General features: G+C 63.2%; 19 protein-coding genes. 3 read left to right on the top strand and 16 right to left on the bottom strand.

Annotated features, from left to right (window positions below; all coding sequences use genetic code 11):
• Positions 1 to 3: 3 nt before the first annotated feature.
• The 3 genes from guaA to guaB form a co-directional block, all read right to left on the bottom strand.
• Positions 4 to 1,587 carry a glutamine-hydrolyzing GMP synthase gene (gene guaA, locus P0D96_RS00095; RefSeq protein ID WP_408175964.1) on the bottom strand — a complete coding sequence of 528 codons (1,584 nt, stop codon included), beginning with the start codon at positions 1,585 to 1,587 and terminating at the stop codon, positions 4 to 6.
• Between the two features lie 203 nt (positions 1,588 to 1,790).
• Positions 1,791 to 2,528, bottom strand: a complete 738-nt coding sequence (locus tag P0D96_RS00090; protein WP_408175962.1) for a hypothetical protein — start codon at positions 2,526 to 2,528, stop codon at positions 1,791 to 1,793.
• A gap of 6 nt (positions 2,529 to 2,534) precedes the next feature.
• The gene (guaB, locus tag P0D96_RS00085; protein WP_012433424.1) at positions 2,535 to 3,995 is read right to left on the bottom strand and encodes an IMP dehydrogenase; all 1,461 of its coding nucleotides are present in this window, start codon (positions 3,993 to 3,995) and stop codon (positions 2,535 to 2,537) included.
• Between the two features lie 370 nt (positions 3,996 to 4,365).
• Between guaB and P0D96_RS00080 the strand changes: the two genes are divergently transcribed.
• Positions 4,366 to 5,343 (top strand): DMT family transporter, encoded by a 978-nt coding sequence (locus tag P0D96_RS00080; protein ID WP_408310625.1) that lies wholly within the window; start codon positions 4,366 to 4,368, stop codon positions 5,341 to 5,343.
• Positions 5,344 to 5,474: 131 nt separating this feature from the next.
• On the opposite strand, the gene P0D96_RS00075 is transcribed toward P0D96_RS00080, so the two are convergent.
• On the bottom strand, positions 5,475 to 5,807 hold the full coding sequence (locus P0D96_RS00075; RefSeq protein WP_132373941.1) for an RnfH family protein: 333 nt from the start codon (positions 5,805 to 5,807) through the stop codon (positions 5,475 to 5,477).
• Positions 5,804 to 6,241 carry a type II toxin-antitoxin system RatA family toxin gene (locus tag P0D96_RS00070; RefSeq protein ID WP_012433427.1) on the bottom strand — a complete coding sequence of 146 codons (438 nt, stop codon included), beginning with the start codon at positions 6,239 to 6,241 and terminating at the stop codon, positions 5,804 to 5,806. The genes P0D96_RS00075 and P0D96_RS00070 overlap by 4 nt, the downstream gene beginning before the upstream one ends.
• A 100-nt stretch (positions 6,242 to 6,341) precedes the next feature.
• On the opposite strand from P0D96_RS00070, the gene smpB reads away from it, so the two are divergent.
• The gene (gene smpB / locus P0D96_RS00065) at positions 6,342 to 6,788 is read left to right on the top strand and encodes an SsrA-binding protein SmpB (protein ID WP_042323149.1); all 447 of its coding nucleotides are present in this window, start codon (positions 6,342 to 6,344) and stop codon (positions 6,786 to 6,788) included.
• A gap of 191 nt (positions 6,789 to 6,979) precedes the next feature.
• Here the strand turns inward: smpB and P0D96_RS00060 are convergent, their stop codons facing one another.
• The 3 genes from P0D96_RS00060 to ppsA form a co-directional block, all read right to left on the bottom strand.
• Positions 6,980 to 7,912, bottom strand: a complete 933-nt coding sequence (locus tag P0D96_RS00060) for an SPFH domain-containing protein (RefSeq protein WP_168794362.1) — start codon at positions 7,910 to 7,912, stop codon at positions 6,980 to 6,982.
• A 59-nt stretch (positions 7,913 to 7,971) separates the two neighbouring features.
• On the bottom strand, positions 7,972 to 8,427 hold the full coding sequence (locus P0D96_RS00055) for an NfeD family protein (protein ID WP_408310622.1): 456 nt from the start codon (positions 8,425 to 8,427) through the stop codon (positions 7,972 to 7,974).
• A gap of 167 nt (positions 8,428 to 8,594) precedes the next feature.
• Positions 8,595 to 11,000, bottom strand: a complete 2,406-nt coding sequence (ppsA, locus tag P0D96_RS00050) for a phosphoenolpyruvate synthase (RefSeq protein WP_132373938.1) — start codon at positions 10,998 to 11,000, stop codon at positions 8,595 to 8,597.
• Between the two features lie 532 nt (positions 11,001 to 11,532).
• Here ppsA and ppsR point away from each other — a divergent pair.
• Positions 11,533 to 12,348 (top strand): posphoenolpyruvate synthetase regulatory kinase/phosphorylase PpsR, encoded by an 816-nt coding sequence (ppsR, locus tag P0D96_RS00045; protein ID WP_041725110.1) that lies wholly within the window; start codon positions 11,533 to 11,535, stop codon positions 12,346 to 12,348.
• A 75-nt stretch (positions 12,349 to 12,423) separates the two neighbouring features.
• Here the strand turns inward: ppsR and P0D96_RS00040 are convergent, their stop codons facing one another.
• The 8 genes from P0D96_RS00040 to bamA form a co-directional block, all read right to left on the bottom strand.
• The gene (locus P0D96_RS00040) at positions 12,424 to 13,209 is read right to left on the bottom strand and encodes a TrmH family RNA methyltransferase (RefSeq protein ID WP_408282605.1); all 786 of its coding nucleotides are present in this window, start codon (positions 13,207 to 13,209) and stop codon (positions 12,424 to 12,426) included.
• Between the two features lie 71 nt (positions 13,210 to 13,280).
• Entirely contained in the window at positions 13,281 to 14,030 is a 750-nt protein-coding gene (gene rnhB / locus P0D96_RS00035) for a ribonuclease HII (RefSeq protein ID WP_408175957.1), read from the bottom strand.
• On the bottom strand, positions 14,027 to 15,196 hold the full coding sequence (lpxB, locus tag P0D96_RS00030; protein WP_408282608.1) for a lipid-A-disaccharide synthase: 1,170 nt from the start codon (positions 15,194 to 15,196) through the stop codon (positions 14,027 to 14,029). The genes rnhB and lpxB overlap by 4 nt, the downstream gene beginning before the upstream one ends.
• Positions 15,197 to 15,199: 3 nt before the next feature.
• Entirely contained in the window at positions 15,200 to 15,988 is a 789-nt protein-coding gene (lpxA, locus tag P0D96_RS00025) for an acyl-ACP--UDP-N-acetylglucosamine O-acyltransferase (RefSeq protein ID WP_132373934.1), read from the bottom strand.
• Positions 15,989 to 16,097: 109 nt separating this feature from the next.
• A complete protein-coding gene (gene fabZ, locus P0D96_RS00020; protein WP_020065638.1) occupies positions 16,098 to 16,562 on the bottom strand; it encodes a 3-hydroxyacyl-ACP dehydratase FabZ in 465 nt (154 codons plus the stop codon).
• 209 nt (positions 16,563 to 16,771) lie between these two features.
• Positions 16,772 to 17,884 carry a UDP-3-O-(3-hydroxymyristoyl)glucosamine N-acyltransferase gene (gene lpxD / locus P0D96_RS00015; protein WP_408175954.1) on the bottom strand — a complete coding sequence of 371 codons (1,113 nt, stop codon included), beginning with the start codon at positions 17,882 to 17,884 and terminating at the stop codon, positions 16,772 to 16,774.
• A 56-nt stretch (positions 17,885 to 17,940) separates the two neighbouring features.
• Positions 17,941 to 18,462, bottom strand: coding sequence for an OmpH/Skp family outer membrane protein (locus tag P0D96_RS00010; protein WP_181916899.1), 522 nt, complete (start codon positions 18,460 to 18,462; stop codon positions 17,941 to 17,943).
• Between the two features lie 61 nt (positions 18,463 to 18,523).
• On the bottom strand, positions 18,524 to 19,964 hold a 1,441-nt coding region (gene bamA / locus P0D96_RS00005), incomplete at its 5' end, for an outer membrane protein assembly factor BamA (RefSeq protein WP_408310618.1).

The raw sequence follows: 19,964 nt of genomic DNA, 5'->3' as shown, positions 1-19,964 counted from the left end.
AAATCATTCCCACTCGATCGTCGCAGGCGGCTTACCCGAGATGTCATACACAACTCGATTAATCCCGCGCACTTCATTGATGATCCGGTTCGACACATGCCCCAGCAGTTCATGCGGCAGATGCGCCCAATGCGCGGTCATGAAGTCCAGCGTCTGCACGGCACGCAACGCGACCACGTACTCATAAGTCCGCCCGTCGCCCATCACGCCGACACTCTTCACCGGCAGAAACACCGCGAACGCCTGGCTCGTCAGATCGTACCAGGACTTGCCGGTTTCCTTATCGATGAAGGTACGCAGCGTCTCGATGAAAATCGCGTCCGCGCGGCGCAACAGGTCCGCGAAATCGCGCTTCACTTCGCCGAGAATCCGCACGCCCAGACCCGGACCCGGGAACGGGTGGCGGTACACCATGGCCGGCGGCAAACCGAGCTTGACGCCGAGTTCGCGCACTTCGTCCTTGAACAGTTCGCGCAGCGGTTCGAGCAGCTTCAGATTCAGCGTCTCAGGCAGGCCGCCCACGTTGTGGTGGCTCTTGATGGTCTGCGTGGCTTTCTTGCCCTTGCCGGCCGATTCGATCACGTCCGGATAGATCGTGCCTTGTGCCAGCCACTTCGCATCGGTCAGCTTGCCGGCTTCGGTCTGGAACACTTCGACGAATTCCGCGCCGATGATCTTGCGCTTCGCTTCCGGATCGGTCACACCGGCCAGCTTGCGCAGGAACACTTCGCTTGCGTCGACGTGAATCACCTTCACGCCAAGGTGGTCAGCGAAGGTCGCCATTACCTGCTCGGCTTCGTTCAGGCGCAACAAGCCATGATCGACGAATACGCAGGTCAGTTGATCGCCGATCGCGCGATGCAGGAGCGCCGCCGCCACCGACGAATCCACGCCGCCCGACAGGCCCAGAATCACGTGCTCTTTACCGACCTGCTCGCGAATCTTCGCGACGGCTTCGTCGATGTAGTGGCCCATTTCCCAATCCGGCTGCGCTTTGCAGATCTGCAGCACGAAGCGCTCGAGCATGGCTCGGCCCTGCACGGTGTGCGTGACTTCCGGGTGCCATTGCAGGCCGTAGAAATGGCGCGTTTCGTCGGCCATCGCCGCGATCGGGCACGATTCCGTGGACGCCATCAGCGCGAAGCCCGGCGGCATTTCCAGCACCTTGTCGCCGTGGCTCATCCACACCTTCAGCATGCCGTGACCTTCCGGCGTGGTGAAGTCGCTGATGCCTTCGAGCAGGCTCGTGTGATTGCGCGCGCGCACTTCGGCGTAACCGAACTCACGCAGGTGGCCGATATCGACCTTGCCGCCGAGCTGCTCGGCCATGGCCTGCATGCCGTAGCAGATGCCGAGCACCGGCACGCCGAGTTCGAACACGGCTTGCGGCACGCGCGGCGTATCCGTTTCGGTGACCGAACTCGGGCCGCCGGAGAGGATCACGCCCTTCGGCGCGAAGTCGCGAATGAACGACGCATCCACGTCGTACGGATGAATTTCCGAATACACGTTGGCTTCGCGAACGCGACGTGCAATCAGTTGGGTGACTTGCGAACCGAAGTCGAGGATCAGGATCTTGTCATGCATGGCAGCGGACGGAGTCAAAAGTGAGCGGATACGGAATGCCGCGCGCGGGGCGCGGCGTTGAATTCAAAGCGGTCCACGTGGGGACGATCGAGCATGAAGCGTAACGATGCAGCGTGTTGGCGCGAGCGGCGCCGCAGGCTCTTGCCCGCGGCGCACGCAAACCAGATCCGAATGCTTCGGCGGACGGCGTGGCGCGCAACGCGTCAGCCATGAAACGGCGGCCGGGGCGCGCCAGGCGCGTCGGCCGCGCCGTTGCGGGCTTCGTCTCGCGCGGCCGCGGCTTGCGCCCGCGCTGCGCGTTCGGACGGCGTCAGACTGGCTTCGTCGACTACCGGATGAAGCGGTGCCCCTGCAACAGGACTTGTGGCACTGACGGGCCGCGTAACCGGCACGACGGGCTCGACGACCGGCTCAGCGTGATAGACCGGGAAGCCCGCTGTGACATGGCCCGGCTCGCGCCGGTTGGCCGCGTCTTTCGCGGCGTCTTTGGCCGCCTGCCTGTCGGCACGCTCGGCGGCGACGGCTTCAGCGAGCCGCACTCTTTCACGCCGCCGCACCGCGCCCGACAAACGCACACCACCCAGGCCGATCACCAGCAGCACCACGCCTGTCAGCACCGCGACGATCTGCCCGAAACCAGTCAGCGCCGGCGTGTGCAGACCGAGCAGCCAGATCAGCATCAGCACGCCGGTCAGCCAGTTCACATGACCGACCACCTTGGCGACCGTGGAAGTAAGCGCGCCGTCGATCGACGCGTGAAAGGCCAGCCATGCGAGCCCGATCAGCGCCACGCCAAACCCCTGGCCGACCAGAGCCGGCTGGGTTTGCACCAGAAGCAGCGCGTTGTACAGCGAAGTCCACGGCGTCAGCAAAAACAGCAGGCCGAACGCAAGCAACAGCAAGGCATCGAGGATGAGTACAGCGCGCAGCAATGGCTTCATTGGCGTTTAGTCCACGTGGTAGTTGGGCGCTTCCTTGGTGATTTGCACATCATGCACATGCGACTCGCGCAAGCCCGCGCCCGTGATCTGCACGAACTCGGCCTTGTCGTTCATCTCGGCGATGGTGCGGCAGCCGCAGTAGCCCATGCTGGCGCGCACGCCGCCGATCAGCTGGAACAGGATCGCGTTGACCGAACCCTTGTAGGCGACGCGGCCTTCGATACCTTCCGGCACCAGCTTGTCGATGTTCGCGGAGTTGTCCTGGAAGTAGCGGTCCGCCGCGCCGTCCTTCATCGCGCCGACCGAGCCCATGCCACGGTAAGACTTGTACTGGCGGCCCTGATACAGGAACACGTCGCCCGGCGCTTCTTCGGTGCCGGCGAACATGCTGCCCATCATCACGGCATTCGCGCCGGCTGCCAGCGCCTTGCTGACGTCGCCCGAGAAGCGCACGCCGCCGTCGGCGATGACCGGCACGCCCGTGCCCTTCAGCGCTTCGGAAACGTTGGAGATCGCGGTGACTTGCGGCACGCCCACGCCGGCGACGATCCGCGTGGTGCAGATCGAGCCCGGGCCGATACCGACCTTCACGCCGTCCGCGCCGTATTCGACGAGCGCCTTCGCGGCCGCCGCGGTGGCGATATTGCCGCCGATCACTTCGACGTGCGGGAAGTTCTGCTTGACCCACTTGACTCGCTCGAGCACGCCCTGGCTATGGCCGTGCGCGGTATCGACGACGATCACGTCGACGCCCGCCTGCACCAGCAGTTCGACGCGCTCTTCATTGTCCGCGCCGACGCCGACCGCCGCGCCCGCGCGCAGCTTGCCATGTTCGTCTTTACACGCGTCCGGGTGTTCGGTCTGCTTGGTGATGTCCTTGACGGTCATCAGGCCGCGCAGTTCGAACGCGTCGTTGATGACCAGCACGCGCTCCAGCCGGTGGCTGTGCATCAGCGCCTTGGCTTCGGCGAGCGGCGTGCCTTCCTTGACGGTAACGAGGCGCTCGCGCGGCGTCATGATGTTGCGCACCGGCTCGTCCAGACGCTCTTCGAAGCGCAGGTCGCGGTTCGTGACGATGCCGATCAGTTGCGCGCCTTCGACGACCGGGAAGCCCGAAATGCCATGCTGCTGCGACAGCGCGATCACGTCGCGCACCTTCATCTGCGGCGGCACCGTGATCGGATCACGCACGACGCCCGATTCGAAGCGCTTGACCTTGGCCACTTCACGCGCCTGTTCGGCCGCGGTGAGATTCTTGTGGATGATGCCCACGCCACCCATTTGCGCCATCGCAATGGCGAGGCGTGCTTCGGTGACGGTATCCATGGCGGCGGACACGAGCGGCATATTCAGGGAGATGTTGCGGGTCAGCCGGGTCTTGAGGCTGGTGTCGCGCGGCAGAACATCGGAGAAAGCCGGGACGAGGAGCACGTCATCGAACGTGAGTGCTGTTTGGATCAGACGCATGGCAAATCCTATAGGCGCAAAAGCGAATTATACGCGATACCTCCCTGGTTTTCACTGCACGAACAGCAGCTTAGCGAATTTCGGGCGGTTTTTTTCGCGCCATCGGGCCCCTGGATTTCGCTTGGCTGTTCGCCTCGGGTTCGATCCGGTTTCGTTTGCGCGTTCGGGCACAGCGGGGTGTCGGCGGCCCGAAATCCCGCTCATTCGCGTCGGCGCACGGTCCGCCGGCCGAGCGCGCGAACTCTGTTGAGCACATGAAAACGCGTGCTCAAAGCGCACAAAAACCACCGGAATGCAGAATCGAACAAGACGCCCGGCCCGCCAACCGGCTATTCTGCCGACCATTCCAGTTATTTTGCAGGGGCAGTCGATGCAGCGCGGTGTGGCATATGGAGTAATGGCCGGGGCCTTATGGGGCATGGTTTTTCTGGTGCCGCGCGTGCTGCCGGACTTTTCACCGCTGCTTCTGAGCGCGGGCCGCTACACGATGTACGGCATCGTCTCGCTGGCCGCCGCGCTGCCGATGGCGCGCTCGCTCGTCAAACGCCTGACCCGCGAGGATCTCGGCGCGCTGGTGAAACTGGCTTTGGCCGGCAACCTCCTCTATTACCTCCTGCTGACGGCGGCCGTGCACCTGATCGGCATCGCGCCGGCCTCGCTGATCGTCGGCGTGCTGCCCGTCACGGTGACGCTGCTGGGCCGGCGCGATCACGGCGCGGTGCCCCTCGCCCGCCTCGCCTGGCCGCTGACGATGGTGATGGCGGGCATCGCCTGCATCAACATCGATGTGTTTACGGTGGCGGACAGCACGCCGGTGAGCGTCGTCACCAAGCTGATCGGACTGGCCTGCGCGGTCGGCGCGCTCGGATGCTGGACGTGGTTCGCGGTCGAAAACGCCCGCTACTTGCGGCGTCAGACGCATTTCAGCGGCAATGAGTGGTCGGTTCTGTGGGGCGTGGTGACGGGCGCGCTCGGCGCGGCGCTGTGGCTCGTGATCGCCGTGCTGCCGGCGGGCGGCCCGCAAGGCGAACTGGCCGACGGCCGCTGGCACACCTTCTGGATGCTCAATCTCGGGCTCGCGATCGGCGCGTCGTGGCTCGGCAACGGGCTGTGGAATGCCGCATCGAAACGGCTGCCGCTGACGCTCTCCGGCCAGATGATCGTGTTCGAGACGCTTTTCGCGCTGCTTTATGCGTTCATTTATGACCAGCGACTGCCGCGTCCGCTGGAACTGGCGGCAATTCTGCTGCTGGTGGCTGGCGTCTGCTGGTCGGTGCGCCAGCATGCGGACGACGACACGTCCACGGTCGCACGGTTGAAGAAAAAGCCGCAAGTGTCGGCGCCATGACGCGGAACGTGGGCTGGGACGTGGCTTGTGTCAGGATTGACGGCGCAGTTCGTGAGCGTGGACGCGGCTCGACTGAGGCTTGACAGAAGCAGTTCGTGGCAGCTGCCTTGCCTGGCCACGCAAAGAGCCGCCTACCGCGAATCCTTGTTCTGCCAGCGACGCCCTTCGATCGAGCCCGCCTTGCGGGTCTTCTCGACGCGCCGCTGACGCGACACCTTCGGATCGACCAGCAGCGGCCGGTAAATCTCCACCCGATCGTGGTCGGCCAGCACCGTGTCGAGCGGCTTGAGCTTGCCGAACACGCCCACTTTCTGCGTGCCCAGATCGATCTGCGGGAAACGCCGCAAGATGCCGCTCGCGTCCAGCGCCTGCTGCAGCGTGGCGCCTGCGGGCAGTTCCACGCCAATCAACGCCTGCTCGCCAGCCGACGCATAGCAGACTTCAATCGACAAGCGCGCGCTCATGCCTTACCGTAGCGCTGATCGGCGCGCTTCACGAACGATTCGACGAAGGTATTGGCGATGTGGTTGAACACCGGTCCAATGATCTTCTCGAGGATGATGTTGGTGAATTCGTAGTGCAGCGCGAATTCGATCTTGCAGGCGTCGGCGCGCAATGGCGTAAAACGCCAGAAACCGGTGAACTTGCGAAACGGGCCGTCCGCGAACTCCATGTCGATGCGCGTGGGCCGCTCCATGCTGTTGCGCGTGGCGAAGTGCTGCTTGATGCCCTTGAAGTTGATATCGATCTTCGCCTCCATACCGGTTTCGTCCCGGCGGCGGATTTCGACTCCCCCGCACCAAGGCAGGAAGTTGGGGTAATCGGCGACGTCGGTGACGAGGTCGAACATCTGTTCCGCCGAATGGCGGATCAACACGGTTTTCTGGACATCTGCCATAAATTGAACAGCGCGTGGCAAGGGTGGACGAGCGCAGCGGGCTTTCCTCGCCCCGCTTTGCTAAAATCGTGATTTTAAACGAGTTGGGCACTTTCCATTCATGAGCATCATCGACAACAGAAAAGCCTTCTACGACTACTCGGTCGAAGAACGCTATGAAGCAGGGCTCGTGCTCGAAGGATGGGAGGTCAAGGCGCTGCGCGCCGGGCGCGGCCAGATCAAGGAAGGTTACGTCGTTATCAAGAATAACGAACTGTTCCTGATCGGCACGCACATCAGCCCGTTGCCCGAAGCCTCGACCCATATCAACCCCGACCCGGTGCGCACGCGCAAGCTGCTGCTGCATAGCGAAGAGATCAGCAAACTGATCGGCAAGGTCGAGCAGCGCGGCTACACGCTCGTGCCGCTGAATTTTCACTACAAGGGCGGCCGTGTCAAATGCGAGATTGGTCTCGCCAAGGGTAAGAAGCAGCACGACAAGCGCGAGACAGAGAAGAAACGCGATTGGGAACGTGAAAAGGCGCGTTTGATGCGCTCGCCGAGCTGATCGGCGGATTGGCGTGATTGGCGGCGGGGGGCGTGCGGATATGCCACGCTTCGGTTGCCGCTAACGCCCTGACCGGATAGCAAGCGGCGCGCAACCGGGCCCGCCAAGCGTTCAAATGAAAATGGCCCGCACTGTCCGCGGGCCATTTCTCTATTCAGCAGGTCAAAGCGCAGTCGCAGCATTCAGCGCGTTCAACGCACCTCAGTCGCGCCCTTCCCTTTGTTCACGATAGTCAGCGCCGACGCGATCATCGAACTCATGTCCGCGAGATTGCCCGGCACGATCAGCGTGGTGCCCTGCTTCGCCAGATTGCCGAAAGCGTTCACGTATTGTTCGGCCACCTTGAGGTTCACGGCTTCCATCCCGCCGTTCGACTGGATCGCGGCCGCGATCTTCTGAATCGCCTGCGAGTTGGCCTCGGCCACGGCCAGAATCGCCGACGCCTGACCTTGCGCCTGATTGATCGCCGCCTGCCGCTCGCCCTCGGACTTCTGGATCGCCGCCTCACGGCCGCCGGATGCGATATTGATCTGCTCCTGCTTGCGCCCTTCCGACGCGGCAATCAGCGCTCGCTTTTCGCGCTCGGCGGTGATCTGCGCCTGCATGGCGTGGAGGATTTCCTTGGGCGGCGTCAGGTCCTTGATCTCGTAGCGCAGCACCTTCACACCCCAGTTCGTCGCAGCTTGATCGAGCGACGACACGATGCTGTGGTTGATGAAGTCGCGCTCCTCGAAAGTCTTGTCGAGTTCGAGCTTGCCGATCACCGAGCGCAGCGTGGTTTGCGACAACTGCGTGATGGCGAAGACAAAGTTGCTCGACCCGTACGACGCCTTCATCGGATCGGTAACCTGAAAGTACAGCACGCCATCCACCTGCAACTGCGTGTTGTCGCGCGTGATACAGACCTGGCTCGGCACCTCGAGCGGAATTTCCTTGAGGATGTGCTTATACGCGATCCGGTCGACGAACGGAAACGCGAAGCTCAAACCTGGCGTCAGCGTACGGTGATAGCGCCCGAGCCGCTCCAGGACCCACGCATGCTGCTGCGGCACGATCTTGATGATCTGCGCCGCCAAGACGATCACGATGATCAGAAGCACCGCCCCGACGATGGTCGAATCCATTACTACCCTCCGGTCCGTAGTTCGAATAGTTGTTTGTGATGTGTGTGATGTGCGAATGCTCAGGCCGCGGTGGCCCGGGTGTTTGAATGACGCGCCGCCACCACGACGAGGCAGCTGCCGCGCAGTTCCGTAATTTCGTAGAGCGGCGCGTCTTCCGGCTCGCCCGCGGCCAGTTCGACGTCCCATGCCGCGCCGCGATAGTCGGCGCGCGCCCGGCGCTCGTGCCACGCCGGCACGATGAGCGTTTGACCGATGTCGAGATTGACGTCCGGGTTGCGCGATGCCTCCTTGCGCGTTCTGCGGCCAAACCGAGAACGTCTGAGCAGCAGGACCGCCGCCAGCGCCACCACGGCCGCGACCGCGAACTGCACGTCCGCTCTGGCGCCCGCGAGGTGCGCAATCGCGGCCGCCACGCAGCCCAACGCGATCATCAGCAGATAGAAAGTGCCGCTGAGCAACTCCAGCACGACCAGCACACCCGCCCCGATCCACCAGAACAGTCCACCTGGCGCCACGTCGACCTCCACAAAGCAAAACACCCCGGATCTACCGGGGTGTTTATAGCACGAAGCGAGCGCATTTCAACGGACGATGCAGCACGGTTTCACGTGCATTCGACGCGCGCTTGACCTGCCGCATCGCACGTTATGCATGCCGCTTAGAAAGCGGCATGCCGTTCGCCTTACTGCTTCGCCGACTTCGCCAGTTGCTGCCACGTCTCGATGATCGTATCCGGGTTCAGCGAGATCGACTTGATGCCTTCATCGGTCAGCCATTGCGCAAAATCCGGATGATCCGACGGGCCCTGGCCGCAGATACCGACGTACTTGTCCAGTCGCAGACACGTGTCGATCGCGCGCTTCAACAGGAACTTGACCGCCGGGTCGCGTTCGTCGAAATCCACCGCCAGCAGTTCCATGCCGGAATCGCGGTCGAGGCCGAGCGTGAGCTGCGTCAGGTCGTTCGAGCCGATCGAGAAGCCGTCGAAGAATTGCAGGAATTCCTCGGCGAGAATCGCGTTCGACGGCACTTCGCACATCATGATCAGGCGCAGGCCATTTTCGCCGCGCTTCAGGCCGTACTTCGCCAGCAGCCCGACCACGCGCTCCGCCTGCTTCAGCGTACGCACGAACGGCACCATGATCTCGACGTTGTCGAGGCCCATCTCTTCGCGCACTTTCTTCAGCGCGATGCATTCCATCTGGAACGCTTCGGCGAAGTCGTCGGCGATGTAGCGCGACGCGCCACGGAAACCCAGCATCGGGTTTTCTTCATCCGGCTCGTAACGCGAACCGCCGATCAGCTTCTTGTACTCGTTCGACTTGAAGTCCGACAGACGCACGATCACGGGCTTCGGATAGAACGCCGCCGCGATCGTGGCGATGCCTTCGGTCAGCTTGTCGACGTAGAAGGCGCGCGGCGATGCGTGACCGCGAGCGACGCTTTCGACGGCCTTCTTCAGGTCCTGATCGATGTTCGGGTACTCGAGAATCGCCTTCGGGTGAACGCCGATGTTGTTGTTGATGATGAACTCGAGCCGCGCCAGACCCACGCCTGCGTTCGGCAGTTGCGAGAAGTCGAAGGCCAGCTGCGGGTTGCCGACGTTCATCATGATCTTCACCGGAATCTCCGGCAGTTCGCCGCGCTGCACTTCGGTGATTTCGGTTTCGAGCAGGCCGTCGTAGATCTTGCCTTCGTCGCCTTCCGCGCACGATACCGTGACCAGCGCGCCTTCCTTCAGCACGTCGGTCGCGTCGCCGCAGCCGACCACCGCCGGCACGCCCAGTTCACGCGCGATGATCGCCGCGTGGCAGGTGCGCCCGCCACGGTTCGTGACGATCGCCGAAGCGCGCTTCATGACCGGCTCCCAGTTCGGGTCGGTCATGTCGGCGACCAGCACGTCGCCCGGCTGCACACGGTCCATTTCCGACGGATCGTGAATCACGCGCACCGGACCCGCGCCGATCTTCTGACCGATTGCGCGGCCAGTGGCCAGCACGTTCGATTGACCCTTCAGCTTGAAGCGCTGCTCGGCCTTGCCCGCGGCCTGGCTCTTCACCGTTTCCGGACGCGCCTGCAGAATGAAGATCTTGCCGTCGCGGCCGTCCTTGCCCCACTCGATGTCCATCGGACGCTCGTAGTGTTTTTCGATGATGACGGCATATTTGGCCAGCTCGATCACGTCTTCGTCCGTGATCGAGAAGCGGTTGCGCTGCTCGTGCGCCACGTCGACGGTCTTCACGCGGCCGGCTTCCCCCGCCTTGGTGAATTCCATCTTGATCAGCTTCGAGCCGATCGAGCGGCGGATGATCGGGTACTTGCCTTGTTCGAGCGTGGTCTTGTAGACGTAGAACTCGTCCGGATTCACCGCGCCTTGCACCACGGTTTCCCCGAGGCCATAGCTCGACGTGATGAAGACAGCGTCCTTGAAGCCCGACTCGGTGTCCAGCGTGAACATCACGCCCGCCGCGCCGACGTCCGAGCGCACCATGCGCTGCACGCCCGCCGACAACGCGACTTCAGCGTGAGTGAAGCCCTTGTGGACGCGATAGGAGATAGCGCGGTCGTTGTACAGCGACGCGAACACGTGCTTCATGCGATCGAGCACGTCTTCGACGCCGACCACGTTGAGGTAGCTTTCCTGCTGACCCGCGAACGATGCGTCCGGCAAGTCTTCCGCCGTCGCCGAGGAACGCACGGCGAACGACAGCTCTTCAGGCGAGCTGTTTTGCAGGGTGTCGAAACCCGCGCGGATGTCCGCCTCGAGCTGCGGCTGCATCGGCGCGTCGACGATCCATTGACGGATTTCCTTGCCCGCTTCGGCGAGCGACTTCACGTCGTCGACGTCGAGCGTCTCGAGACGTTTGGCGATGCGTTCGGTCAGGTTGTTGTGATGCAGGAAGTCGCGGAAAGCCAGCGCCGTGGTGGCGAAACCGGTCGGCACGCGCACGCCGGCTTCGGCGAGCTGACTGATCATCTCGCCAAGCGACGCGTTCTTGCCACCGACGATTTCCACGTCGGTCATCCGCAACTGCTCAAACGGAACTACATACGCCTTATCCTTTGCGACGGTAACTGCGTTAGTCATACAAGCCCCTAAGTGTGAAAGAAATTCACGGCTGTGCAAGTGGGCTCGAACGCGAGACGCCCATTGGAAGCGTGACCTCGCGTCTTGCACAACCTGTTGGAGAAGCAATCGCTGCAAATTGCCAGAAACGCCCGATGTGCGACGAAGAAGGCGAATGGACGAATTTACCGAGCGATCCACCACGTTCGCCGCAACTTGGCGACTAAAATACCGGCCAAAAGCGAGGCGTTGAACGACGGTTCGCGGTGAGTTAGACGCCAATCGCCTGCAATTGCTTATCCAACAGGTTGCCGCTATTCTACCGTGCCGACTCTCAAAATGTGACAGTCGGACGAGAATTGCGCCTCGAATCGCGCCCCGGACCGGCCGACGGGCTTTTGCGAGGCCCCGCCGCCATCCGGGCGCAGTTGCGGTGCCCACGGCGCGCTGGTCGAGTGCCGCTGCAGTCTCCGGTTAGCCACCGGGCAGCGTCGTCGACATAGCGATGTTTCTTTCGAGCGCTTTTTTCCGCTCACGTTCCCCAGCCCCACTGATGCCGCCCACCGTATTCATCGTCTCCGACGGTACCGGGATCACTGCCGAAACCTTCGCGCATTCGATCCTCTCCCAGTTCGACCAGAAATTCCGCCTGGTTCGCGTGCCCTTCGTCGACTCGACGGAAAAGGCCTATGCCACGCTAGAAAAGATCAACGAAGCGATCCTGCAGGACGGCCGCCGTCCGATCGTCTTCACGACGCTGGTGGACAGCGCGTCGAATCAGATCGTCAAAGGCTCGAATGCGCTCGTGCTGGACATGTTTCAGACGTTCGTCGAGCCGCTCGAACAGGAACTGGAACTGAAGTCGAGCCACGCGATGGGTCGCGGCCACCAGAACGCGGACACCGAGGAGTACAAGAACCGGATCGAGGCGATCAATTTCTCGCTCGCTCACGACGACGGTCAATCGAACCGCAATCTGGCCGACGCCGACGTGATTCTGGTCGGCGTATCGCGCAGCGGCAAGACGCCAACGAGCCTCTATCTGGCCATGCAGTATGGCGTGAAAGCGGCCAACTATCCGCTGATTCCGGAAGATTTCGAACGCGGCAAATTGCCTACGCCGCTACTCGCGCATCGGCAGAAGATGTTCGGTTTGTCGATCGATCCGCAGCGGCTTTCCGAGATTCGCAACGAGCGCCGGCCCGGCAGCAAGTACGCCGCGCCGGAGAATTGCCGTTATGAAATCAACGAAGCCGAAGCGATGATGCGGCGTGAAGGGATCAAGTGGTTGTCGTCGACGCACAAGTCGATCGAAGAGATCGCGACGACGATTCTGCAGGAAATCAAGCTGGACCGGCCTTCTTATTGAGCCCGCGCGTGAGGCTTGATGTGGGCCCGCCGGCTTGAAGCAGAGACACGCGCGGCAACGCGCGTGTCTTTCGTGTCAACTACGGCCGCGCTGCTGCCGGCACTGCTCGAACACGCACACGGCGGCCGCGGCCGCCACGTTTAACGACTCCATGCCGCCCGGCTGAGGAATCGTCACCCGCAACGAAACCGCATCGCGCCAGATCGGCGAGACGCCCGCCCCTTCGTTGCCGAATACCCACGCGAGCGGTCCGCTCAGATCGCAATCGTAGATCGCCTCGGCGCCGTGCGAATCCGTGATCACGATCGGCACCGCGAGACGCTCGATCAACCCCTGCGCTTCCACATCTTCGTGAATCTGCAGCAGGAAGTGCGCGCCCATGCCCGAGCGCAAGACTTTCGACGACCACGCGTACGCCGTGCCCGGCGCGCAGAACACCTGTTGAATGCCCGCGGCCGCCGCGCTGCGCAGAATCGAGCCGACATTGCCGGCGTCCTGCACGCCGTCAAGCACGAGGCAGGTTTGCGCGACCGTGTCGGGCAGCGGCGAGTCGAGCTTCTCGACCAGCAGCAGAATGCCCACGCCGTGCACGACATTCGACAACTGCCCGAACAACGCGTCCGGCAGCGTCACGAGACGATGATCTTCGATGCGCGAGACGATCGCCTGCGCTTCGTCGTGGCGCAGCGCGCCGTCGGTGACGATGCACATTTCCGGTTGCCCGGCGACGTCGAGATACGCGCTCGCGAGATGAAACCCTTCGAGCAGCGCGTGGCCGCTCTTGCGCTGTTGATGCGTCGAGCCGGCCAATGCCTTCAGGCGCTTGTAGAGCGGATTGTCCCGCGAGGTGATGGCTTTCACAGGCAGCGAAGACAGTGAGAATAAGGAAAGGGTGGGGTATACGCGGCGCTCACGGGGCGCTCGTATGACGTTCAGGCGGCGCTGGCGCGGTGTTCGCCGAAGGCGTCGTCGTCGAACATGACTTCGGACACGACGATCACTTCACCCGACGGTAGCGGCACGCCCGTGCCGAAGCGCAGATGCGCTTCACGCACCGGCGCGAACGAGCGCCGATGATGCTCGCAAGGCCCATGCTCGCGCAGCGCCGCGAGATGCTGCGGCGTGCCGTAACCGGCATGCGCGTTGAAGCCGTAGACGGGATACGTCTGATGCAATTCGAGCAGCATCCGGTCACGCGTGACCTTGGCGAGAATCGACGCCGCCGAGATGCTTTTGATCAGCGCGTCGCCGCCGATCACCGCTTCACTGCGCACGCTCAGCGTCGGACAGCGATTGCCGTCGATCTTCACAAGCGTCGGCACAACGGACAGGCCTTCCACGGCGCGCTTCATGGCCAGCATGGTGGCGTGCAGGATATTGAGCGAATCGATTTCTTCGACCGATGCCGACGCGACGCAGTAAGCCAGCGCCCGGTCGATGATCTTGTCGTACAGTTCGTCGCGCTTTTTCGCGCTCAGCGCTTTGGAGTCGTCGAGGCCGCGAATCATCGGCCTGGACGGGTCGAAGATCACCGCCGCGGCCACGACCGGGCCGGCCAGCGGGCCGCGCCCTGCTTCGTCGACACCGCAGACAACGTCGTCCGGCGTCTCGAAGTTCAGGCCGACCTGTTGCGCCGCCGCTCCCGCGACGGTTTTGCGGCGAGGTGCGCGTGCCATGGTCACGGCCGCGCCTTCCGCTTTTCGATGACGCTCGCCACGACTTCCGCCGCGCGCTGCGCGGTATTCTGCTTCAGCACGTGATGCATCTCCGTGAAGATTTCCGTCAGCGTGCGCCGGTTGGTCTCGTCGCGCAACTGTTTCAGCGTGGCTTCGGCCAGCGCCTGCGGCGTGGCGAAATGCTGCAGGATCTCCGGCACCACGAAGCGCCCCGCCAGGATATTCGGCAGGCCGACGTACGGCAGATAGCCCTGGCGGCGCATGATCTGACCGGTCAGCCAGGGCACCTTGTACGAGATCACCATCGGCTTTTTCAGCAGCGCCGCTTCGAGCGTCACGGTACCGCTCTTCACGAGGATCGCGTCGGCCGCGGTCATGGCGAGCTGCGCCTGGCCGTCGGTAATCGTCAGCACGAGGCCGGGGTGCGAATCGACCAGCGGCCGCAGCATCTCGCGCAACGCCGGCGTGGCCGCCGGCATCACGAAGCGCAGACTCGGCTCCTGGTGCTGCATCATTTCCATCGCGGCGAAGAACGTCGGGCCGATCAGGTCGATCTCGGAGCGCCGGCTGCCCGGCAGCACGGCGATGATCGGACCATCTTCCGCCAGACCCAGCGTCCGGCGCGCGCCGAGCGTGTCCGGTACGAGCGGAATTTCGTCCGCGAGCGGATGGCCCACGTACGATGCCGCGACGCCCGCCTTCTCCAGCAGCGCCGTTTCGAACGGGAACACGCACAGCATGTGGTCGACCGCCTTGGCGATCTTCTTGATACGGCCGCCGCGCCACGCCCAGATGGACGGGCACACGAAGTGAACGGTTGGAATCCCCGCATCGCGCAACGGATGTTCGAGCCCGAAGTTGAAATCGGGCGCATCCACGCCGACGAACACCGACGGCGGCTCGGCCAGCAGTTGCCGTTTCAGTTCGTTGCGAATGCCGAGGATGCCGGGAATGTGCTTCAGTGCCTCGACATAGCCGCGCACCGACAGCTTTTCCATCGGGAAGTGAGCGTCGAAGCCCGTGGCGATCATGCGCGGGCCGCCGATCCCGTAGTACTGGGTGCCGGCAGGCAGACGGCTCGCGAGGCCGTCGAGCAGCGAGGCCGCCAGCAGGTCGCCGGACGGCTCGCCGGCCACCATCGCGACGCGCAATGGACTGGGTTGCAATGCCATCGGTTAGCGGATGATGCCGCGTTGCGACGCTTCGACGAACGCGAGCAGCGTCTGCACCGGCGCATCGCCATCGCCGCCCGCGGACGCGAGTTCGCGCAACTGCACCTTCGCCTCTTCCAGCGACAGGCCGTTCTTGTACAACACGCGATACGCCGCGCGTAGCGCCGAGATCGCGTCCGGCGAGAAACCGCGGCGGCGCAACCCTTCCACATTGATGCCGTGCGGCTCGGCCTTGTTGCCCGCGGCAATCACGAACGGCGGAATGTCCTGCACCAGCGCTGAAGCGCCGCCCAGCATGGAATACGCGCCGATGCGCACGAACTGATGCACGCCCGACATGCCGCCGATGATCGCGTGGTCGCCGATCGTGACGTGGCCGGCCATCTGCGCGTTGCTCGACAGAATGACGTTGTTGCCGACGTGGCAATCGTGCCCGATGTGCACGTAGGCCATGATCCAGTTGTCGTCGCCAAGCGTGGTGACGCCCGCGTCCTGCACCGTGCCGGTGTGGATCGTGGTGAACTCGCGGATCGTGTTGCGGTTGCCGATCACGAGCCGGGTCGGCTCGTCCTTGTACTTCATGTCCTGCGGACGGCCGCCAACCGATGCATAGTGGCCGATCCGGTTGTCTTCGCCGAGTGTGGTGTGACCTTCGATCACGCTGTGCGAACCGACCGTGGTCCGCGCGCCGATCGTCACATGTGCGCCGATCACGGCATACGGTCCGACTTCGACGGATTCGTCGAGTTGTGCGCCCGGTTCGACGATCGCAGTGGGATGAATCCTGCTCATGCGTCCTCGCTTCTGATTCTGTTGCGTTGTCTGGATGGGCATCTGGCGGGCGGGCGGCGCGCGCATGACGCCGCCGACCGCCCGGACGCTGGTTTAAGCGCTAAGCGCGTTAAGCGTCCTTGTCCGTGTGCCGCACCGCGCACATCAGGTCGGCTTCCGCCGCGACCGCGCCATCCACTTCGGCGCGCGCCTTGAACTTCCAGATACCGCGCATGTGACGTTCGAACGTGCAGTTCAGGATCAGCTGATCGCCCGGTTCCACCACGCGCTTGAAGCGCGCGTTGTCGATGCCGACGAACAGATACAGCGTGTTCGACGGGTCGCTCGGCTCTTCCGAAAACGTCAGCAGCGCCGCCGTTTGCGCGAGCGCTTCGAGAATCAACACGCCCGGCATCACCGGACGGGTCGGGAAATGACCCTGGAAATACGGTTCGTTGATCGACACGTTCTTCAACGCTTTGATGCTCTTGTGCGGCTCGAGTTCGAGCACCCGGTCGACCAGCAGGATCGGGTAACGATGTGGCAGCAGCGTGAGAATCTTATGAATGTCGAGATTGATTTTTTCGGTGCTCATGGTGTTTCTGCTCACGCATTGACTGCGCGGTGATGACTGCGGATGCTGGTGCAGGTGGGTTGGTAACGCGTGCTGCCGGCGCTCGCCGTGACCCGGCGGCCGCGCCACCCGGTCACGGCAACCGACTTTGCTTCCTGATGCTTGCCCGCCATTTTACGCGGAGCCGGCAGGTTGCCCTGCGAAATGCCTAGCCAGTTGCCTTAAGATTTTCAGACTTTGTCGCCTGCGGCCTTGCTTGCTGCGTTGGCCACGGGGCTGTCTTGCTTCTCTGCCGCGGCGTTTTCAAGCGCCTTGATACGATCGCGGAGTTTGTCGATATTGCGCAGCAACGCCGCGCTCTTGTTCCAGTCTGCATGGTTCACGGCCGGGAAGGCACTGGTGTACATACCAGGCTTGAGCAGCGACTTCGAGACGCCCGACTTCGCCGTGACGATCACATAGTCGGCCAGCGTGACGTGCCCGGCAATCCCGACCGCGCCGCCGATCATGCAATGACGCCCGATCGTGGTGCTGCCCGCGATGCCCGCGCAGCCGGCGATCACCGTATAGGCGCCGACCTTGCAGTTGTGGCCGATCTGCACGAGGTTGTCGATCTTCACGCACTCTTCGATGATCGTGTCGGCCATGGCGCCACGGTCGATGGTGGTGTTCGCGCCGATTTCGACATCTGCCGCGATCGACACGCCGCCGACCTGCGGAATCTTCACCCAGCTGCCGGTACGCGCCTCACCCTCGCCGACGAAATCCGGCGCGAAGCCGAAACCGTCCGAGCCGATCACCGCGCCCGCGTGCACGATCACGCGCTCGCCGAGCTTGCAACCGTGGTACACCGCGACATTGGGATAAAGATGCGAGCCCGCGCCGATGCGCGTGCCACGGCCGATCACGACATTGGCGTCGAGCCGCACGTTTTCGCCGATCACCGCGCCCGCTTCCACCGTGACGTGCGGGCCGATCACCGCGCTTGCGGCGATCTGTGCCGACGGGTCGATGGTCGCGCTCGGATGCACGCCGGGCGCCGCCTTGGGTGCCGCGAGGTCGATGAAGGTTTGCGCGACGCGCGCGAAGTAAGCGTACGGATTCGGCGTAACGATGAAGTTACGATTCTCGCGGGAGGCGAGCTTGGCGAGGTCGTCGGCGTTGATCAACACCGCGCCCGCACGGGTCGTTTCGACCTGCGACAGGTACTTCGGATTGGCGAGGAACGCCAACTGGTCCGGGCCTGCCTGGTCGAGCGGCGCGAGACCGCCGACGCGCTGCGAACCGTCTCCGACTACTTCACCGCCGAACCGTTGGACGATGTCCTCGAGCGTAAATGCCATGCCTATCCTGTCTCCTGTGTCTACCTGCTCCGGACCACTCAGCCCGTCAGCCCCGTTCAGTTACCCGACGCCGCCAGCGCCTTGAGCACCTGATCGGTGATGTCGATGCGCGGGCTCACGTACACCGCTTCCTGGACGATCAGGTCATAGTGCTGCGCCTCGGCGATCTGCTTGATCACCTTGTTGGCGCGGTCGAGCACCGCCGCCAGCTCTTCGTTGCGGCGCTGGTTCAGATCTTCACGAAACTCGCGTTGCTTGCGCTGGAAGTCCGTGTCCAGCTGCGACAGATCACGCTGCTTCTGCGCGCGATCGGCCGGCGACATGGACGCGCCGTTCTTGTCGAGGGAATCGGACATCGACTTCAGCTTCTGCGCCATGTCGGCAAGGTCCTTGTCACGCTTGGCGAACTCGGCCTCGAGCTTGACCTGCGCAGCCTTCGCGGCAGCGGATTCGCGCAGGATACGGTCGGAATTCACCGCCGCGATCCTGGCCTCCTGCCCATGGGCAACCCCGACACCCAAGGTCATTGCCAGCGCCAGCGCGCACGCCACACGTTTCGAAAACATACCGGTTAGCAAAGTCATCCTCTCGATACTGTAGTTTGGCCGGGCCGGCCGCCGGGAACCGTCCGCCGCCGGATCAGAATGCCGTCCCGATCTGGAACTGGAATTTCTGATACTGGTCACCTTCATGCTTGACCAGCGGGAAACCCAAGCTGAGCTTGAGCGGGCCGATCGGCGAGATCCACGCGAGACCGACACCGTAGCCGTAACGCAGGCCGTTGGCGCCGATACTGTTGCCTTCCGTACCCCAGACGTTACCGGCGTCGAGGAACGTGAAGACACGCAGCGTGCGGTCGTAGCCCGTGCCCGGCAACGGGAACGTCAACTCGATGTTACCCACCAGCAGCTTCGAGCCGCCGATCGGGTCGTTCGTCTTGGCGTCGCGCGGACCCAGCGAGCTCGGCTCGTAGCCCCGTACCGAACCGATACCACCCGCATAGTAGTTCTTGAAAATCGGATAAGGCTTGCCGCCGAGGCCGTTACCGTAACCGCCCTGGAAGTTGAAGCCCAGCACGAAGCCGCGCGCAAACGAATAATAGTACTGCGCGTTGATGTCGGCCTTGTAGTACTGCGTGCCGCCGATCGGCGTGCCGTATTCAGCGTTCGCCTGCGTGAAGTAACCGCGGCTCGGCACCAGCGCGCTGTCACGCGCGTCGCGCGACCAGCCCACCGTGATCGGCACGTTGTTCGACACACGGCCGAACTCGTTCACGTAGTCGATATAACTCTGCGGCGTGTTCGCGTCGATATCCAGCTGGTTCTGCTCGAGGCCGGCACCGAAGTACACCGTGTCGACTTCGGAGAACGGAATACCGAACTTCAGGTCGCCACCGACCGTGACGATCTTGAAGCTCGAATCCGTCGAGTAGTACAACGGCTGATACGTGCGGTAGTAGACGTCGGTAATGCGCTTGATGCCGTCGACCGTGAAGTACGGGTCGACCTGCGTGACCGTCAAGGTACGGTACGTCTTGGCGGTATTGACGTTCACCGCGAGGCTCGTACCCGAACCGAACACGTTGTCTTGCGACACGCCTGCCGAGAGCACCACCTTGTCGGTCGACGAGAAGCCCGCGCCCAGCGTGATCGCGCCGGTCGGCTTTTCGGCCACCTTGACGTCGACGTCGACCTGGTCCGGCGTGCCTTCGACCGGCACCGTGGTCACGTCCACATCCGTGAAGTAGCCGAGACGGTTGATCCGGTCTTTCGACAGCGCGAGGCGGTTCGAATCGAACCACGAGCTTTCGAGCTGGCGCATTTCGCGGCGCACCACTTCGTCACGCGTACGCGTGTTGCCGACCACATTGATGCGGCGCACGTAGACGCGGCGGCTCGGGTCGACTTGCAGCGTGAGGTCGACCTTGTGGTTGGCCTGATCGATCTGCGGCTGCGCATTGACGGTGGCGAACGCATAGCCGTATTCGCCGAGCTTGTCGACGATCGCCTTGGTGGTGGCTTGCAGCTTTTCAGCCGAGAAGCGGTCACCCGGCTTGATCTTGATGAGCTTGGCCAGCTCC

Origin of the sequence: Paraburkholderia sp. RL17-347-BIC-D (assembly GCF_046027915.1) — a bacterium.
In the GTDB taxonomy this organism is placed as follows: domain Bacteria; phylum Pseudomonadota; class Gammaproteobacteria; order Burkholderiales; family Burkholderiaceae; genus Paraburkholderia.
This window is presented reverse-complemented; position numbering and strand designations above follow the sequence as displayed.

Coding starts and splice junctions, on each gene's coding strand:
- guaA (WP_408175964.1), bottom strand. CDS start 1,587: ATGCATGACAAGATCCTGATCCTCGACTTCGGTTCGCAAGTCACCCAA.
- P0D96_RS00090 (WP_408175962.1), bottom strand. CDS start 2,528: ATGAAGCCATTGCTGCGCGCTGTACTCATCCTCGATGCCTTGCTGTTG.
- guaB (WP_012433424.1), bottom strand. CDS start 3,995: ATGCGTCTGATCCAAACAGCACTCACGTTCGATGACGTGCTCCTCGTC.
- P0D96_RS00080 (WP_408310625.1), top strand. CDS start 4,366: ATGCAGCGCGGTGTGGCATATGGAGTAATGGCCGGGGCCTTATGGGGC.
- P0D96_RS00075 (WP_132373941.1), bottom strand. CDS start 5,807: ATGAGCGCGCGCTTGTCGATTGAAGTCTGCTATGCGTCGGCTGGCGAG.
- P0D96_RS00070 (WP_012433427.1), bottom strand. CDS start 6,241: ATGGCAGATGTCCAGAAAACCGTGTTGATCCGCCATTCGGCGGAACAG.
- smpB (WP_042323149.1), top strand. CDS start 6,342: ATGAGCATCATCGACAACAGAAAAGCCTTCTACGACTACTCGGTCGAA.
- P0D96_RS00060 (WP_168794362.1), bottom strand. CDS start 7,912: ATGGATTCGACCATCGTCGGGGCGGTGCTTCTGATCATCGTGATCGTC.
- ppsA (WP_132373938.1), bottom strand. CDS start 11,000: ATGACTAACGCAGTTACCGTCGCAAAGGATAAGGCGTATGTAGTTCCG.
- ppsR (WP_041725110.1), top strand. CDS start 11,533: ATGCCGCCCACCGTATTCATCGTCTCCGACGGTACCGGGATCACTGCC.
- lpxB (WP_408282608.1), bottom strand. CDS start 15,196: ATGGCATTGCAACCCAGTCCATTGCGCGTCGCGATGGTGGCCGGCGAG.
- lpxA (WP_132373934.1), bottom strand. CDS start 15,988: ATGAGCAGGATTCATCCCACTGCGATCGTCGAACCGGGCGCACAACTC.
- fabZ (WP_020065638.1), bottom strand. CDS start 16,562: ATGAGCACCGAAAAAATCAATCTCGACATTCATAAGATTCTCACGCTG.
- lpxD (WP_408175954.1), bottom strand. CDS start 17,884: ATGGCATTTACGCTCGAGGACATCGTCCAACGGTTCGGCGGTGAAGTA.